Source organism: Pseudoduganella chitinolytica (assembly GCF_029028125.1).
GTDB classification, from domain to species: domain Bacteria; phylum Pseudomonadota; class Gammaproteobacteria; order Burkholderiales; family Burkholderiaceae_D; genus Rugamonas; species Rugamonas chitinolytica.
In genome coordinates this window covers 3,515,454-3,532,243 of the sequence record NZ_CP119083.1, presented here as the reverse complement: position 1 = coordinate 3,532,243, position 16,790 = coordinate 3,515,454, and the positions used below count along the sequence as shown (strand labels likewise).

The following is a 16,790-nucleotide window of genomic DNA, read 5'->3' as shown; positions in this document are numbered from 1 at the left end:
TCATGCGCCGTATCCTTGTATCCGCAGTGCTGGCGGCTTGTGCCGGCAGCGCCCACGCCGATTTCCGCATTCCCGGCTTCGAGCTGGTGCTGACGACGCCCGTCGAGACGACGCTGACCAACCCCGATCTGCGCGATGCCGTCACGGTCTGGTCCGAGCTGTTCGACAATGCCCGCAGCGACATCGCCATCGGCCAGTTCTACGTTGCCGGCAAGCCTGGCAGCCCGTTCGACAGGGTGGTCGAGCGCCTGGAAGCGGCCGGCAAGCGGGGCGTCAAGATCCGCTTCCTGCTCGACAAGAAGGGCATCAACCTGTCCGATGCCGCCACGCTGGACCGGCTGCGTGCGATCCCGAACCTGGAGCTGCGCATCCTCGACTACAGCCAGCTGACGGGCAACGGCATCATCCACGCCAAGTATGCGCTGGCGGATGGCAAGACGGCCTTCGTCGGCAGCCAGAACTTCGACTGGCGGGCGTTCTCGCACATCCACGAGACGGGCCTGAGGATCGACGATCCGGTGATCGTTGGCCAGGTCGCCGCCATTTTCGAACAGGACTGGCGCGCCCAGGCGGCGCTGGCGCAGGGCATCAAGGTCACGCCGCTGCAGGCCAAGGCCGCCGCCTTGCCGGCGCAGGCCGAGCTGGCGCGGCCGGCCTACCTGCTGGCCAGCCCTGCCGCGTACAACCCGCCCGGCGTGCGCGACTCGGAGACGGGGCTGCCGGCCCTGCTGGCCGAGGCCAGGGAGGAAGTGCGCATCCAGCTGCTCGACTACGCGCCGCTGTCGTACGGCCCGCAGGGCACGCGGCCGTATTACGCCGTCATCGACAACGCCGTGCGCGCCGCCGCCAACCGGGGCGTCAAGATCAAGCTGATGGTGTCGAACTGGAACCTGGAAGCGCCCGCGCTGCCTTACCTGAAAAGCCTGGCGATCCTGCCGAACGTGGAAGTGCGCGTGGTCACGCTGCCGCGCTCGTCCACCGGCTTCATCCCGTTCGCGCGCGTCATCCACAGCAAGACGATGACGATCGACGGCAAGCTGGCATGGGTCGGCACCAGCAACTGGGCGGGCGGCTACCTGGACCTGTCGCGCAACCTGGAAGTAGTGATGCGCAGCGAGCCGATGGCCCGCCGCGTGGCCGCGCTGCACGAGCAGGCGTGGACCTCGTCGTACGCGCAGAAGCTCGACATCAACCGGGACTACCCGAAACCGAACAAGGCAACCGAAAAGGCACCCACCGAATGAAGAAACTCGCATGCATGCTGGCGCTGGCCGGCGCTTTCGCCACCGTCTCCTCCAGCGCGCTGGCGTGGGGCGCCGACGGCCACCGCGCCGTCGGCGCCATCGCCGACAAGCTGATCAGGGGCAGCAACGCCGAGAAGCAGGTCGCGGCGCTGCTGCTGCCGGGCGAAAGCCTGGAGAAGGTGGCGACATGGGCCGACTGCGTCAAGGGCAGCTGGTGCGGCCCGCAGACGCCGGAGATGGTCGACTACGTCAGCGCCAACCCGAAGCATTCGGAGTACCACTACACGGACGTGCCGTTCCAGCTGGACGCCTACCACGACCACGGCGTGGGCACGTTCGACAACGACATCGTGCAGACCCTGAAGAGCGCCATCGCCGTCCTGCAGGGCAAGGACACGCCGCAGACCAACCCGCACCGCTTCACGAAGCGCCAGGCGCTGCTGATCGTCGCGCACCTGGCCGGCGACATCCACCAGCCGCTGCACGTGGGCGCTGGCTTCGTCGGCAAGGACGGCAAGTTCGTCGTGCCCAAGTCGCATGCCGAAGTCGATTCGCTGAACGTGTTCGACTCGCGCGGCGGCAACAACCTGCTGCTGGACGACGCCGTGCTGACGGCCACCAGCGACAAGCTGATCCCGCCGGGTGCGCCGAAAGAGGGCGGCGCGCCGGCGTCGGCGAAGTCGCCGACGAAACCGTTCCATTCGTACTGGGACACGACGGTGGTGGACTACGCAATGCGCCGCTCCAGCACGCGCACGCCGGAGCAGTTCGCCCAGTACGCGATCGACAGCAAGCCCGCGGTGTCCGTCAACACGGGCGACGTGCAAGGCTGGCCGTACCAGTGGGCCAACGATGCGCTGGCCGTGTCGAAGGTCGCGCACAAGGATGTCAGGGTGGGCGCCGTCTCGACGCAGACCAGCAAGGGCGGCGAGAGCTACAAGGTGTGGGCGCTGGCGGTGCCGGAGAACTACCCGGTGCCCTCGTCCGCGCTGGCGCGCGAGCAGTTGATCAAGGGCGGCTACCACCTGGCTGCGCTGCTGCAGGCGATCTGGCCCTGAACCCCCGGAACCCCCTGGTGGCAGGTGCCTGTCACCGGCGGGTTTCCTACCCAAGCGTTACCGCAATTCCCATCTCCCGATAAGGCGCCAGCAGCGCGTCGTCGGTGTCCCGGCTGACGACGATGCGATCGACCGTCGCCAGCGGCGCGATCGCGAACGGCGCCGCCGTTCCCAGCTTCTCCGGCGACGCCAGCACCACGGTGCTGCGTGCCGCCGCGCCGATCGCCCGCTTCATGCACGCCTCGTCGTAGTCCGCCGTCGTGATGCCGGCTTCCGGATCGAGGCTGCACACGCCCATGAAAAACACGTCGGTGCGAATCTGGCCGATGGCTTCCAGCGCCTGCGCGCCACACGCCACGATCGAATGCTTGAACAGCCGGCCACCGATCACGATCACCTCCACGTGCGGATGCTCCACCAGCTCCACCGCGATGGACGGGCTGTGCGTGACGACGACGGCACGCAGCTCGCGCGGCAGGGCGCGCGCCAGTTGCACGGCGGTCGTGCCGCCGTCGATGAAGACGACCTGGCCCGGCTTGATCAGCGCGGCCGCCGCGCGGCCGATGGCCGGCTTGGCGTCCGTCGAAATGGTGGCGCGCACGGCGAAGTTGCCTTGTGCCGGCGAGGCGGGGAGGGCGCCGCCGTGCACGCGGCGCAGCAGGCCTTCCTTGGCCAGCTCGCGCAGGTCGCGCCGGATGGTGTCCTCCGACAGCCCCCAGGCGTCGGACAGGGTGCGGGCAACGACCTGGCCTTCCTCGCTCAGGATCTTGAGCAGCAGTTGCTTGCGTTGACTGGTCAGCATATGCACGAATTTTCTTGAGGTTTCACGATATTGCATGATACTTTAAAAAAGAGCAAACAGGAGGAGCCATCATGCAGATCCGCATCAAGGAAGTGAAAACGCTGTCGGACGACTGGTACGTACTGAAGAAGACCACGTTCGACTACCGTCGCCGCGATGGCGCGTGGCAGACGATGTCGCGCGAGACCTATGATCGGGGCCACGGTGCCGTGATCCTGCTGTACAACCTGGCACGCCGCACGGTGATCCTGGTGCGCCAGTTCCGCTTCCCGGCCTACGGTTACGGCGGCACGCACGACGGCTTCCTGCTCGAAGCCCCGGCCGGGCTGCTCGACGCCGCCACGCCCGAGGAGCGCATCCGCGCCGAAGTGGCGGAGGAGACGGGCTACCGCGTGCACGACGTGCAGCGGGTGTTCGAAGCATTCATGAGCCCCGGATCGGTGACGGAGCGGCTGTATTTCTTCGTGGCCGAGTACGACGCCCACAGCCGCGCCGGCACGGGCGGCGGCGTGGAGCAGGAGGGCGAGGACATCGAGGTGGTGGAGCTGGACATCGACGCTGCGCTGGCGATGGTGGCGGATGGGCGCATCGAGGACGGCAAGACGATCATGCTGCTGCAGCACGCCGCGCTGGCGTTGTTCCGCGACCGGAGCGGCGCGCCCGCGGGCAGCGGGATGCTCTAGAATCGAGCCATACCACCACAGGAGAGAACCAATGAAACAAGTCGTTGCCGCAGGCCTGTTGTCGCTGTCCGCCGCCATTGCCGCCACCGCGGCGCACGCGGCCACGCCGGAAGAACTGGCGAAATCGAAGAACTGCATGGCGTGCCACGCTGTCGCCACCAAGCTGGTGGGACCGTCCTACAAGGACGTGGCCGCGAAGTACAAGGGCCAGAAGGATGCCGAAGGCAAGCTGGTACAGAAGGTGATGAAGGGCGGCGCGGGCGTCTGGGGCCCGGTGCCGATGCCGCCGAATGCCGTGTCGGATGCCGAGGCGCATACGCTGGTCAAATGGGTGCTGGCACAGAAATGAAGGTTGGGGTCTGTCCCTGAGCCTTCCCCTCATTTTTAATAGATGAGTACTAGATTAGCCAGCTCCTGCATAGCTTCGCGGAGCTGGCTGTGCGTCAGCCTTCGATACCTGACGTCGGCGAGCCATTGGCGAGCTAAGGAAACGATAGACACAGTTTTCGCGGATTTGGGTTTGCTGCCGTAGCGCATACGATAGCCCCGACTTTGCGCAACGATGCCGATGATCCATAGGGCGAAGCTGAGCAAGGTGCCGATAAGAAGTAGTGCGGCGAGACGCTTGGGTTGGCGTGTTTGACTGTGGCGAATCCCCATCCCCCACCGCGGGTTTTTGAGGTCGCGGAAAGTCTGTTCGATTTGCATGCGACAGCTGTATAAGGCGACGATCTGTTTTGCACGCAGCTTCGATAGCCCTGGTGAGACGGACAACAGCCAGGGTTCGGATTGTCCCTTACGCTGTTTGTTGCTGTGATGGCTGCCGGCGTCATTGCCGAAGACGGTCAATTTCTTTCGCCCTTGGGGCGACTTCTTCACCAAAGTCAGACGGCATTTCACCAAGCGCGATTGGGTATGTTCGAACCGTCCCAAATCGCGTGGGACCTTAGTGGCGTGAGGGTAAAGCTCTTTGCAAGGCTGCCACTTCGTGGTGCCTTCTACGCGAACGGTGTCGAGATTACGAATTCTACCGATCCAATCGTAGCCGAGCTCGCCGAGCATCTGGAACCAAGTCCCCCGAAAGCCCGCGTCGGTGATGATCACTGGACTGCTTTGTGGAGGCAGTACCGTCCGTAGAGTCTCCAGGAAACGATGATGGACTTGTCTGCTGCCATACGACTTGGTCGGATGCAGCTCCTCATAAATCGTGATCGCACGCCCCTCCACTACCACGGCGGCGCGCAGCAAATGCTGACTTACATCCGGCAGCAAATCAGACCAATCGACGATCACTGCAATGCGCTCCTGATGCGGCAGGAGGTGGTGCGCCAAGGCCTTGAAGATGCTTACCCGCTCCTTGGCCAAGTGAGCGTTACTTAGAAGGCGGTCGATGCGCTTGATCCGATAGCGTAGGCTTACTTCACTTTCTAGCGCCTTGCTCATTCCCATCATTGCCAGCCCGCCGCTGCGGGCCGCTTCGACAGCATCGGCCAAGCATCTCCGCCGTTTGGCGTGCATCGCGGAGCACTGATCGGCCAAAAACTTCTGTATGATTTGCTGTGCATGCATGGTCTGTGCCTTTCATTCGCAGTTTAGTCGCTACGAATAAAAGGGCTAACACAGCCATGCATGCGCCGTTTTTGGGATTGAAAGTTAACAGCTTCCGCTTCCGTTTACAACAGAAATTTGTGGGGAAGGCTCAGGGTCTGTCCCCGGTAAGCGATAGCTGCGACCATGTCCGTATCGCCATCAGGGGACTGACCCCGGTTTCTTGCCCGAGGTACTGGCAAGATCAAAAACCGGGGTCAGTCCCCTAAGCGTGCCGGCGACATGGCTTATTGCCACCACTTACCGGGGACAGACCCCAGCAGCAGCCCCCCAAAAAAAACGCCCGCGATTGCGGGCGTTCTTGCGAAGGTCGCGCCGCTTAGCGCGACTTCACGAACGGCACCCCGATCGCCTTCGGCGCCACCGACTTGGCCATCAGGCCCGCCAGCGCGATCACCGTCACCACGTACGGCACCATCTGGATCAGCGCGCCCGGGATGCGGCCCACGACCGGCAGGTCGACGCCTTCGAGCTGGATCTGCACGGCGGTGAAGAAGCCGAACATCAGGCAGCCCAGGAACGTGTAGAACGGGCGCCAGTTGCCGAACACCATCGCTGTCAGGGCCAGGTAGCCCATGCCGGCCGACATGTCGCGCAGGAAGAAGCCGCTCTGCACGATGGCCAGGTAGGCGCCCGAGAAGGAGCACAGCGTGCCGGCGATCAGCATCGACGTGTAGCGCGTGCGTTCGACCGAGACGCCGGCGGCGTCGGCCGCGTGCGGGTTCTCGCCGCAGGCACGCAGGCGCAGGCCGAAGCGGGTGTGGTACAGCAGCCAGTGCACCAGCGGCACCAGCAGGAACGCGGCGTAGACGAGGATCGAATGGCCGCCCAGCAGCTGCGTCCAGATCCAGCCCAGCACCGGCACCTCCGCCACGGCATCGCTGCCCGGCAAGGTCACGTACGGCAGGCGCGCGGCGCCCAGGTCCGGCGTGCGGCCGCCCTGCTGGAAGAAGTACTGCGCCACGACGAACGTCAGGCCGCTCATGGCGATGTTGATGGCGATGCCGGCCACCAGCTGGTTGCCCTTCTGCGTGACGGCCACGTAGCCCTGCAGGGTCGCCAGCGCAATCGACACGGCCATGCCGGCCAGGATGCCGTACCACGGGTTCTGCGTGGCGAAGGCCACGGCGGCGGAGACGAAGGCCGATGCCAGGATCTTGCCTTCCAGGCCGATGTCGATGACACCGGAGCGTTCCGCGAACAGGCCGGCCATGGCGGCGAAAATCAGGACCGGCGCGTTGCGCACGGTCGAGACGACGATACTGCCCAGATGAAGATCTTCGAAGGTCATGATCTCAGCCCTTTTTACCTTTGATCAGTTTGATGAGCACGGGCGCGTACAGGTTCTCCATCGCGCCGCAGAACAGGATGATCAGGCCCTGGATGAAGATGAACGTCTCGGTCGGGATGTTCGGCTTTTCCAGCGACAGGTCGAAGCCGCCCTGGATCAGCGCGCCGAACAGCACGGACGACAGGAAGATGCCGACCGGATGCTGGCGGCCCATCAGCGCAATCGCGATGCCGACGAAACCGGCGCCGCCGACGAAGTTGAGCGACAGGTAGTGCGTCGAACCCATGATCGAGTTGACGGCGCCCAGGCCCGCCAGCGCGCCCGAGATCAGCATCGTGACGATGATCATCGCGCTGATCTTCACGCCGGCGTAGTGCGCGGCGTGCTTGTTCAGACCCGTGGCGCGCAGCTTGTAGCCCCAGGCCGAACGCGACACGGCTACGCCGTAGATCACCAGCGCCAGGATCGAAACGAAGAAGCTGATGTTCAGCGGCGTATCGCCCAGCGCGGGGAACCAGGCGTTCAGCGGCGGCAGCGTGGCCGCATCGGAGAACACGCGGCTGGCGGTATTCTGCTCGCCCGGCGGGATCAGGTACTTGACGATGACGAAGTTCATCAGCGACGCGGCGATGAAGTTGAACATGATCGTCGTCACGACGATGTGGCTGCCCCGCTTCGCCTGCAGGTAGCCGGGAATGAAGGCCCACAGCGCGCCGAACAGGGCGGCACCGATCATGCCGACCGGGATCAGGAGGTACCACGGCAGCGCAGCGTCGAACGCCAGCATCGCCAGGGTCAGGCCCAGGCCACCGAAGTACATCTGGCCTTCCGCGCCGATGTTGAACAGGCCCGCCTGCATCGCCAGCGACACGGCCAGCCCGGTGAAGATGAACGTGGACGCATAGAACAGCGTATACGACAGGCCTTCCGGATTGACGATGGCGCTGTTGACAAGGATGCGCATCGCATCGACGGGGTCTTCGCCCAGCAGGTGGATCGCCAGCGCGGCGACCAGCAGCGCCGAGAGCAGGTTCAGGAGTGGAAGGACAATGCCGGTTGCCCAGCGTGGCATATCGTTGGTAGTCATGATTTGTGCATCCCGCCCATCAGGAGACCGATGCGGGTGGTGTCGAATTCATTGATCGGCAGTTCGCCGGTGATGCGGCCGCCGCACATCACGAGGATGCGGTCGGCCAGCGCGCGCACTTCTTCCAGTTCGACCGAGACGAGCAGGATCGCCACGCCGGCGTCGCGCAGGGCGAGCAGCTGGCGGTGGATCGCCTCGATGGTGCCGATGTCCACGCCGCGCGTGGGCTGGCCCACCAGCATCAGCTTGGGCTGCGCCAGCACCTCGCGGGCGATGACGACCTTCTGCTGGTTACCACCCGAGAGCAGGCCGATACGCAGGTCCGGATTGGGCGGGCGCACGTCGAATTCCTTCAGCAGTTCCTGGCAGCGCGCGGCGATGTGCTTGAAGTCGAACAGGCCGAACTTGCCCTTCAGGTGGTCCTGGTAGCCCAGCACCGTATTGTGCATGACGGAGAAGCTCTTGACGACGCCGTCGCGCAGGCGGTCTTCCGGCACGTGGGCGATGCCCAGGTCGCGGAACACCAGCGGCAGGCCGTCGGCATCGTGGCGGTCGTAGGGCAGGGGCTTGCCATCGAAGTCGGCGCCGCCGGCCGTGGGCAGGCGCATGCCCGACAGGATTTCCATCAGCTCGCTCTGGCCGTTGCCGGAAACCCCGGCGATGGCGACGATCTCGCCGGCGCGCAGCGTGAAGCCGATGTCCTCCAGCAGCGCCACGCCGGTACTGTCCTTGAGCTGCAGGTCGCGCACTTCCAGCACCGGCTTGCCCGGATTGTAGGGCGCGCGCGGCAGGTTGTTCTCGATGGGGCGGCCCACCATCATGTTGGCCAGCTCCTCCTTCGAGGTCTGGGCTGTCTGCACCGCGCCGACCACGCGGCCGGCGCGCATCACCGTCACGCTGTCGGTGACGTCCATGATCTCCTGCAGCTTGTGGGTGATCAGGATGATGGTCTTGCCCTGTTCCTTGAACAGCCGCAGGATCTGGAACAGCGACTCCGTCTCCTGCGCGGTCAGCACGGCCGTCGGCTCGTCCAGGATCAGGATGTTGGCGCTGCGGTAGATCTGCTTGAGGATCTCGACGCGCTGCTGCGCGCCCACCGACAGGTCGTGGATCGTCGCCAGCGGATCCACGTCGAGCCGGTAGGTCGCGCAGATCTCGCGCAGCTTCTTCTCGGTCGCGGCGCGGTGGGACGCCAGGCGGAAGCCGCCCTCGGTTCCCAGCATGACGTTATCGAGCACGGTCATGTTATCGACCAGCATGAAGTGCTGGTGCACCATGCCGATGCCGAGGCGGATTGCTTCCTGGCTGGTACGGATCTGCTGCGCGCGGCCGTCGAGCAGGATCTCGCCGCCGTCGGCATGGTAGTAGCCGTACAGGATGCTCATCAGGGTCGACTTGCCGGCGCCGTTCTCGCCCACGAGGCCATGGATGGCGCCCTTGGCGATCGTGAAGCTGACGTCCGTATTCGCCTTGACCGCTCCGAAGTGCTTGGAGATGCCGCGAAATTCAACTGCTGGCTGCATAGGATTTTTGGATGGTTTTACTGAAAAACGCGCCGCAAGGGAATGCCCCTGCGGCGCGTTTTCTACGGGAAGCCCCGAACGTTAAAGGAGGATCAGGCCGGGCAGGCAGCGCCCGAACGGATGTCGATGACCTTGATCTTGCCGTCGATGATGTCCTTGCGGGCACCCAGCACCTTCTTTTCGATCTCCGGCGTGATCAGCTTGCGGTTGCTCTGGTCCAGTGCCCAGTCCACGCCGTTTTCCTTCAGGCCCTTGGCGGTGACGCCGCCTTTCCAGGTACCGTTCTTCATCTGCATGAAGCTGTCGTAGACGGCGTTGTCGACGCGCTTGACCATCGAGGTCAGCACGGTGCCCGGATACAGGTGGTTCTGGTTGGAGTCCACGCCGATCGCCAGCTTGCCTTTTTCCTTGGCCATCTGCAGCGTGCCCAGGCCCGAACCGCCGGCCACCGCGAACACGACGTCCACGCCGCGCTCGAACTGCGAGCGGGCCAGTTCGCCGCCCTTGGCCGGATCGTTCCAGGCCGCGGCGGTGGTGCCGACCATGTTCTGCACGACTTCCGCTTTCTTGTCGGTCGCCTTGGCGCCCTGCGCATAGCCGCAGGCGAAGGTACGGATCAGGGGGATGTCGATACCGCCGATGAAGCCCAGCTTCTTCGACTTCGAGGCCGCGGCGGCGGCCACGCCGACCAGGTACGAGCCTTCCTCTTCCTTGAACGTGATCGAGTTGACGTTGGCACCTTGTGCCACGCCGTCGATCAGCACGAAGCGCACGTTCGGGAATTCCTTGGCGACCTTCTGCACGGCCTGCGTCTGGGCGAAGCCGATCGACGCGATCATGTCCAGCTTCTTGCGGGCCAGGCCGCGCAGCACCTGCTCGGCCTGCGTGTCGGACGACGCCTGCACTTCGATGAAGTTGATGTTCGTGTCCTTCTTGAAGCGCGAGGCGCCTTCGAAAGCGGACTGGTTGAACGATTTGTCGAACTTGCCGCCCGCATCGTAGACGATGGCCAGTTTCGGCGTGGCGGCGGCAGCGCCGGCCGACACCGCAACGGCTGCGATCATCATCGTAAGTTGTTTGATTTGCATGAATAGGCTCCTGGAAGTTCGTTATTGTATAGTTTTTGCGAGCAAAACATGTAGGCCACTATTGGCCGAAGCCTGAAATCGCCCCGGATTTAGAGGTGGCGCTCGATGCATTGCTGCAAACTATCGTTGCCAGTTTTTCACTAATTAGCAAATTGCTACCCACCCGGTGTCGCATTGTAGCGTTGACGCAACATCCGCCGACACGACCGAGACCGCCCTCCAGCGTTGTTTTTCCGTCTTCGGTATTGAACGGGGCCGCAACCGCGTGCGCTCAGCGTCCCGGCGATTCTGCCCCGTTTCCCTCTGCGCGGCGCGCCGTTGCCGGGTGCCACCGTCTCCACAGTGGCCCGCCGGGGCAGCTCACAACTATGCAACACCCGTGATATGTATGACAAATACGTTTTTGCTTGCCGATTTATATTAATTTGATATCAATCGCTTTTGGCTTTCTGCGATTTTCGGCCATGGTGTTTGGTGCTAGCATCGCGTCTTGCTTGCAGTTTTCGTATGCAAATTGCGCACACTTGCAGTCTCTATATCCCCGCATTCAATGAATAACAAGGAGCTGGTCCATGTCTGAACCCACCCGGTACGCTGCCCGTAAGCTGATCGCGCTGGCGATCGCCGCCGCATTTCCCCTGCACGGGGCCATCGCGCAGGAGGCGCAGCAGCCGGCCACCGGCAGCGAGACCGCCAGCGACGTCGTCGTCGAGAAGCGCCAGCCCGGCCAGCTCGAACAGGTCATCGTGACGGCCCAGCGCCGCGCCGAGAACATCAAGGACGTGCCGATGTCGATCGCCACCGTCAAGGGCGAAAAGCTGGACGTGCTGACGTCCGGTGGCCAGGACATCCGCTTCCTGTCCGGACGCTCGCCGTCCGTCGCGATCGAATCGGACTACGGCCGCACCTTCCCGCGCTTCTATATCCGTGGCCTGGGCAATACCGACTTCGACCTGAACGCGTCGCAGCCGGTCGGCCTGGTGATGGACGACATCGTGCAGGAAAACCCGATGCTGAAGGGCTTCCCCGTCTTCGACGTGGACCAGGTCGAGGTGCTGCGCGGCCCGCAGGGCACGCTGTTCGGCCGCAACTCGCCGGCCGGCGTCATCAAGTTCGACTCGGCCAAGCCGGTCTTCAAGACGGAGGGCTACCTGTCCGTCGGCTTCGGCAAGGACCGCATCCGCAATATCGACGGCGCCTACAACATCCCCGTCAGCGATACCGTGGCGATCCGCTTCTCCGGCCAGTCGCAGCACCGGGGCGACCGCGTGCACAACGACCGTCCGACCGGCACGCGCGACTTCGAAGGCTACAAGGACAACGCCGCGCGCCTGCAGGTGCTGGTCAAGCCGACGGCCAACTTCAGCGCGCTGTTCAACGTGCACGGCCGCGACATGGACGGCACCGCGACGCTGTTCCGCGCCAATATCCTGAAAACGGGCACCAACGACCTGGTCGACAACTTCGACTACGGCAGCTACCCGACCGACGGCATCAACGAACAGCACCTGAAGAACAAGGGCGGCAGCCTGCGCCTGCGCTGGGACCTGCCGGGCATCACGCTGCACTCGATCACGGGCTACGAGAAGCTGGACTTCTTCAGCCGCGCCGACGTCGACGGCGGCTACGGCGCCTCGTACGCGCCGCCGATGGGCCCGGGCTTCATCCCGTTCCTCGTCGAGACGGCCGACCTGATCCCGAACCACAAGCAGATCTCGCAGGAGCTGCGCGCCGAGTCCAGCACCAAGGGCCCGCTGCAGTGGATCGCCGGCGTGTTCTACTTCAAGGAAGACATCCAGATCGACAGCATCTCCTTCAATTCGCTGGCACCGGGCAATCCGCAAAACGCCAACTACGCGACGCAGGAGCAGAACGCGAAATCGTGGGCGGCCTTCGGTTCGCTGAACTACGCCATCAACGACCGCCTGAAGGTACGCGGCGGCCTGCGCTACACCAGCGACAAGAAGGACTTCGTCGCCCAGCGCATCGAGACGACGGGCCGCACCAACCACCAGCTGTCGGACGATTCGACCAACATCAGCTGGGATGCCAGCGGCACCTACGTGCTGACGAAGGACACCAACCTGTTCGCGCGCATCGCCACCGGCTACCGCGCACCGTCGATGCAGGGCCGCCTGAACGACCTGACGAGCCGTCCTTCGATGGCCGGCGCCGAGAAGGTGCTGTCGTATGAAGCGGGGATCAAGCAGGACCTGTTCGACCGCCGCGCACGCCTGTCGGCCACGGCGTTCCACTACCGCGTCAAGGACAAGCAGCTGACGGCCGGCAGCGGCACCGTCAACATGAACCAGCTGCTCAATGCGGAGAAGGCCACCGGCCAGGGCGTGGAACTGGACATCCAGGCCAACCTGTCCGACTCGCTGTCGGCCACGTTCGGCAGCAGCTACAACGACACCGAGATCAAGGACGCGAGCCTGTACGTGCTGCCATGCGGCGGCGGCTGCACGGTCACCAACCCGGTCTCGTTCGTCAACGGCACCCGCGTCGCCCTCATCAACGGCAACCCGCTGCCGCGCGCACCGAAGTGGCAGCACAACTTCACGCTGAAGTACAGCACCCCGGTCGCGAACGGCGAGTTCTACGCGTTCACCGACTGGTCGTACCGTTCGTCGTACAACTTCTTCCTGTATGAAGCGGTCGAGTACAAGGCCAAGGACCTGCTGGAAGGCGGCCTGCGCCTGGGCTACAAGTGGGGCGACGGCAAGTACGACCTGGCGCTCTACGGCCGCAACATCACGGACGAGGTGCAATCCGTGGGCGCGATCGACTTCAACAACATGACGGGCATCCTGAACGAGCCGCGCACGTACGGTGTGCAGTTCAAAATGAATTTCTGATACTGTTGGTTACGTAGCTTGAAGCCTGCCCCGCCTAGTGCGGGGCTTTTTTTGCGCTACCAACTCGCAATATGTCCAGGAAAACGGTGACAGTCACTGTTTTCCCGGAAAAGGGTGACTGTCACCGTTTTTTTCTGGAGAGTGAATGCAGTCTGCAGTCAATTTGTGGCCACTGCTGGGCGTGGCCGTCATCGTCGCCGGCTTCCTGTTGCGGCTTCATCCCGTGCTGGTCGTGCTGGCCGCTTGCCTGGCCACTGGCGTCGCCGTGTGGATGCCCCCGCTGGACCTGCTGGCGGCGCTCGGCAGCGCGTTTGTCAAGACGCGCAACCTGCCGCTCATCCTGCTGCTGCCGCTGGCGGCCATCGGGCTGCTCGAGCGCTTCGGCTTGCGCGAGCATGCGCAGGCCGCGATCGGCCGGGTGCGCTCGGCCACGGCGGGCCGGCTGCTGATCGTCTACCTGGCCATCCGCGAGGGCGCCGCCGCCGTCGGGCTGACGTCCATCGGCGGCCACCCGACCATGGTGCGGCCCCTGATGGCGCCGATGGCGGAAGGCGCGGCCGAGCGGCAGGCCGCGGCGCAAGGCGCGACGCTGTCCGATGCGGCGCGCCAGCGGGTGCGCGCGATGACGGCCGCCACCGACAATGTCGGCCTGTTCTTCGGCGAGGACATCTTCGTCGCCTTCGGTGCCATCGTGCTGATGCAGACAATCCTGCGCGGCGAGGGCATCGAGGTCGATCCGCTGCACATGGCGTTATGGGGCATCCCGACCGCGATCTCCGCCTTCGTCATCCATGCGTGGCGCCTGCGCCGGCTCGACATCTACCTGACGCGCGAGGCCCGCCGATGATGCTGCGGCTCGAGCATTTCTATTATGTGGTGGGAGCGATCCTGGCGATCGTCGCATGGATGTCGCTTACCGACCGCAGCAACCCACGCCGCTACACGACAGCGCTGTTCTGGGGCCTGTACGCCGCCGTGTACCTGCTAGGGGATGCAATGCCGGCCGCGCTGGCGGGCGCCATCGTCGTCGCGATGGCGTTGCTGGCGGGCTGCGGGGGCGTGCGCAGCGGCACGCCCGACGTACTGCCCGACGACGCACGCCGCGCCAGCGCGCACCGGCTGGGCCACAAGCTGTTCCTGCCGGCGCTGGCGATCCCGCTGGTGACGGTGGTGGCGTCGACGCTGCTGAAGGACGTCAAGGTGGGAGAGCTGTTCCTGATCGATCCGGCGCAGGCGACGCTCGTCGGCCTGGGCTGCGCCTCGATCATCGCGGCCGCGCTGGCGTGCCGGCTGACGCATTCGACGCCGCTGCGCGCGATGCGCGAGCACCGCCGCCTGGTGGACGCATTGGGCTGGGCGTTCTTCCTGCCGCACCTGCTGGCGATCCTGGGCCTGCTGTTCACCCAGGTGGGCGTCGGCAAGGCGGTCGCATACGTCGCTACGTCCTATATTCCGATGGATTCGCGGCTGGTGGCCGTGACGGTGTATTGTGTCGGCATGGCGCTGTTCACCATCGTGATGGGCAACGGCTTTGCCGCGTTCCCCGTGATGACGGGTGGCGTCGGCATCCCCGTGCTGGTCGGCGTGTTCCACGCCAACCCGGCGGTGATGGCGGCGATCGGCATGTTCAGCGCCTACTGCGGCACCCTGATGACGCCGATGGCGGCCAACTTCAACATCGTGCCGGCAGCGCTGCTGGAGCTGCCCGACAAGCACGCCGTCATCAAGGCGCAAGTGCCCACGGCGTTACCGCTGCTGGGCGTGAATATCCTATTGCTGTACTTCCTGATGAACCGATGACGACCACTGTGCTGCTGACGGGCTTCGAGCCGTTCAACCAACAACCGATCAATCCGGCGTGGGAGGCGGTGCGCGCGCTGGAAGGCTGGCGCGAGGAGGGCATCGCCGTCCATGTGCGCCAGCTGCCCTGCGTATTTGGCGACGCCGCCGACGTGCTGCGCGAAGCCATCGACGCGACGCGGCCCGACGTCGTCATCGCGGTGGGACAGGCTGGCGGCCGCGCCGACATCACCGTCGAGCGCGTGGCGATCAATATCGACGACGCACCGATTGCCGACAACCGCGCCGTCCAGCTGGTGGACGAGCCGATCGTGCCGGACGGCCCGGCCGCCTACTTCGCCACCTTGCCGATCAAGGCCATTGTGCATGCGCTGCGTGCCGCCGGCCTGCCGGCTTCCGTGTCGCAGACGGCTGGCACGTTCGTCTGCAACCACGTGTTCTATCAGTTGATGCACACGCTGCGCGCACAGCCGCGCACGCGCGCTGGCTTCATCCATATCCCTTTCCTGCCGCAGCAGGCCGCGCGGCAGCCCATGCCCACGGCCAGCATGGCGCTGGCCGATATGGTGGAAGGATTGAGGATCGCGGTGCGGACGGCTTGCGCGGTGCAAGGCGATTTGCGCGAGGCCGGTGGCGGAACGCATTGATACGGTAGTCAGCGCGCCGCATCGGCACGCTGGACCGGGAGCCGGAAACTGGGGTCGGACCCGCCGGGTCCGACCCCGGCTCTTCGGGGTTGGTGCCATGTTCCGCAGGACCGATTCCGGTATTAGCCGCGATGAAAACCAGGGTCAGTCCCGCAGGGACAGACCCTAAGCCCGAGCCGTCGGGACTACTCCCGCCCCGGCGGCCGCAGGATATTCAAAAACGCCCGCACCACCGGCGCATCGTCCAGCGTCGTATAAGTGATGTACAGGTTGGCCGACGGCGCGTTGGTGCGGATCGGCAGGAACACCACGCCCGGCCAGCCGATGCGGCTGGTCGTTTCCGGCATCAAGGTCACGCCCAGGCCCGCGCCCACCATCGCCAGCAGCGTCTGCGGCTCGGAGGCTTCCTGGAAGATCGTCGGCTGGAAGCCGGCGTTGACGCAGCACTGGATCAGGTAGCGCGGGAACGCCGACTTGTCGAGCGCCAGCGTCAGCATCGGCTCCTGCGCGATGTCGGTCAGCTCGATGGCGTCGCGCTTGGCCAGCGGGTGGTGCTCGTTGACGGCCACGCAGACGTTCTCGCGGAAGCACAGCTCCTGGCGCAGGTTGTCGTTTTTCAGGTCGTTCTCGTCCAGCTTCGGCTCGCGCCAGAAGCCCACGTCGATCTGCTTGGCGCGCAGAGCGTCGTACTGCACCGTGGGGCCGAACTCGTGAATGGTCCACGTCACGCGCGGGAACTGGCTCTGGAACTGCTCCAGCAGGCTGGGGATCGGGCCCCACATTGCCGAGCCGACGATGCCCACGCGCAGCCGGCCCACTTCGCCGCGGTCGATCTGGCGCACCGTATCGATCGTCATGCGCATCTTGGCCAAGAGGTCGGCCGCCTCGTTCATCAGCGCGCGGCCCGCCACCGTCAGCTCGAAGCTGCGGGTGGTGCGGGCAAACAGCTTGACGCCCAGTTCCGCCTCCAGCTTCATGATCTGCTGCGACAGTGGCGGCTGCGAGATGTGCAGCCGTTCGGCGGCGCGGCTGAAGCTTTTCTCTTCGGCGACGGCGAGGAAGTACTTCAGTTGTTTCAGGTCGATCGACATGGGGCCCCTG

General features: G+C 64.8%; 15 protein-coding genes. 8 read left to right on the top strand and 7 right to left on the bottom strand.

All coding sequences use genetic code 11. From position 1 onward, the window contains the following. Nucleotides 1-2 precede the first annotated feature (2 nt). Together PX653_RS15545 and PX653_RS15540 are read left to right on the top strand one after the other, a co-directional pair. Nucleotides 3-1,244 (top strand): phospholipase D-like domain-containing protein, encoded by a 1,242-nt coding sequence (locus tag PX653_RS15545; RefSeq protein WP_277413678.1) that lies wholly within the window; start codon nt 3-5, stop codon nt 1,242-1,244. Further along, nucleotides 1,241-2,302, top strand: a complete 1,062-nt coding sequence (locus PX653_RS15540) for a S1/P1 nuclease (protein ID WP_277413677.1) — start codon at nt 1,241-1,243, stop codon at nt 2,300-2,302. The genes PX653_RS15545 and PX653_RS15540 overlap by 4 nt, the downstream gene beginning before the upstream one ends. Nucleotides 2,303-2,348: 46 nt before the next feature. Here PX653_RS15540 and PX653_RS15535 read toward each other — a convergent pair whose 3' ends face one another. Continuing rightward, nucleotides 2,349-3,104: a DeoR/GlpR family DNA-binding transcription regulator gene (locus tag PX653_RS15535; RefSeq protein WP_277413676.1), complete on the bottom strand. Its 756-nt coding sequence runs from the start codon at nt 3,102-3,104 to the stop codon at nt 2,349-2,351. A gap of 71 nt (nt 3,105-3,175) precedes the next feature. Between PX653_RS15535 and PX653_RS15530 the strand changes: the two genes are divergently transcribed. Both PX653_RS15530 and PX653_RS15525 read left to right on the top strand, forming a co-directional pair. Continuing rightward, on the top strand, nt 3,176-3,787 hold the full coding sequence (locus PX653_RS15530; protein ID WP_277413675.1) for an NUDIX domain-containing protein: 612 nt from the start codon (nt 3,176-3,178) through the stop codon (nt 3,785-3,787). A 31-nt stretch (nt 3,788-3,818) separates the two neighbouring features. Beyond that, nucleotides 3,819-4,136, top strand: a complete 318-nt coding sequence (locus tag PX653_RS15525; RefSeq protein ID WP_277413674.1) for a c-type cytochrome — start codon at nt 3,819-3,821, stop codon at nt 4,134-4,136. 35 nt (nt 4,137-4,171) lie between these two features. Here the strand turns inward: PX653_RS15525 and PX653_RS15520 are convergent, their stop codons facing one another. The 5 genes from PX653_RS15520 to PX653_RS15500 all read right to left on the bottom strand — a co-directional run bounded on the left by PX653_RS15520 (nt 4,172) and on the right by PX653_RS15500 (nt 10,384). Beyond that, nucleotides 4,172-5,356: an IS4 family transposase gene (locus PX653_RS15520; protein WP_277413673.1), complete on the bottom strand. Its 1,185-nt coding sequence runs from the start codon at nt 5,354-5,356 to the stop codon at nt 4,172-4,174. A 358-nt stretch (nt 5,357-5,714) separates the two neighbouring features. After that, nucleotides 5,715-6,686 carry an ABC transporter permease gene (locus PX653_RS15515; RefSeq protein WP_277413672.1) on the bottom strand — a complete coding sequence of 324 codons (972 nt, stop codon included), beginning with the start codon at nt 6,684-6,686 and terminating at the stop codon, nt 5,715-5,717. Nucleotides 6,687-6,690: 4 nt separating this feature from the next. Then, nucleotides 6,691-7,773, bottom strand: a complete 1,083-nt coding sequence (locus tag PX653_RS15510) for an ABC transporter permease (protein ID WP_277413671.1) — start codon at nt 7,771-7,773, stop codon at nt 6,691-6,693. Continuing rightward, nucleotides 7,770-9,296, bottom strand: coding sequence for an ABC transporter ATP-binding protein (locus tag PX653_RS15505; RefSeq protein ID WP_277413670.1), 1,527 nt, complete (start codon nt 9,294-9,296; stop codon nt 7,770-7,772). Before PX653_RS15505 ends, PX653_RS15510 begins: the two co-directional genes overlap by 4 nt. A gap of 92 nt (nt 9,297-9,388) precedes the next feature. Continuing rightward, the gene (locus tag PX653_RS15500) at nt 9,389-10,384 is read right to left on the bottom strand and encodes a BMP family lipoprotein (protein ID WP_277413669.1); all 996 of its coding nucleotides are present in this window, start codon (nt 10,382-10,384) and stop codon (nt 9,389-9,391) included. Between the two features lie 572 nt (nt 10,385-10,956). On the opposite strand from PX653_RS15500, the gene PX653_RS15495 reads away from it, so the two are divergent. From PX653_RS15495 to pcp, 4 genes are all read left to right on the top strand, one after another. Next, a complete protein-coding gene (locus PX653_RS15495) occupies nt 10,957-13,242 on the top strand; it encodes a TonB-dependent receptor (protein WP_277413668.1) in 2,286 nt (761 codons plus the stop codon). Nucleotides 13,243-13,387: 145 nt separating this feature from the next. After that, nucleotides 13,388-14,089, top strand: coding sequence for a DUF969 domain-containing protein (locus PX653_RS15490; protein WP_277413667.1), 702 nt, complete (start codon nt 13,388-13,390; stop codon nt 14,087-14,089). Beyond that, on the top strand, nt 14,086-15,042 hold the full coding sequence (locus PX653_RS15485) for a DUF979 domain-containing protein (RefSeq protein WP_277413666.1): 957 nt from the start codon (nt 14,086-14,088) through the stop codon (nt 15,040-15,042). Before PX653_RS15490 ends, PX653_RS15485 begins: the two co-directional genes overlap by 4 nt. Beyond that, nucleotides 15,039-15,689, top strand: coding sequence for a pyroglutamyl-peptidase I (gene pcp, locus PX653_RS15480; RefSeq protein ID WP_277413665.1), 651 nt, complete (start codon nt 15,039-15,041; stop codon nt 15,687-15,689). Before PX653_RS15485 ends, pcp begins: the two co-directional genes overlap by 4 nt. Nucleotides 15,690-15,874: 185 nt before the next feature. Here pcp and PX653_RS15475 read toward each other — a convergent pair whose 3' ends face one another. Next, entirely contained in the window at nt 15,875-16,780 is a 906-nt protein-coding gene (locus PX653_RS15475) for a LysR family transcriptional regulator (protein WP_277413664.1), read from the bottom strand. Nucleotides 16,781-16,790 lie beyond the last annotated feature (10 nt).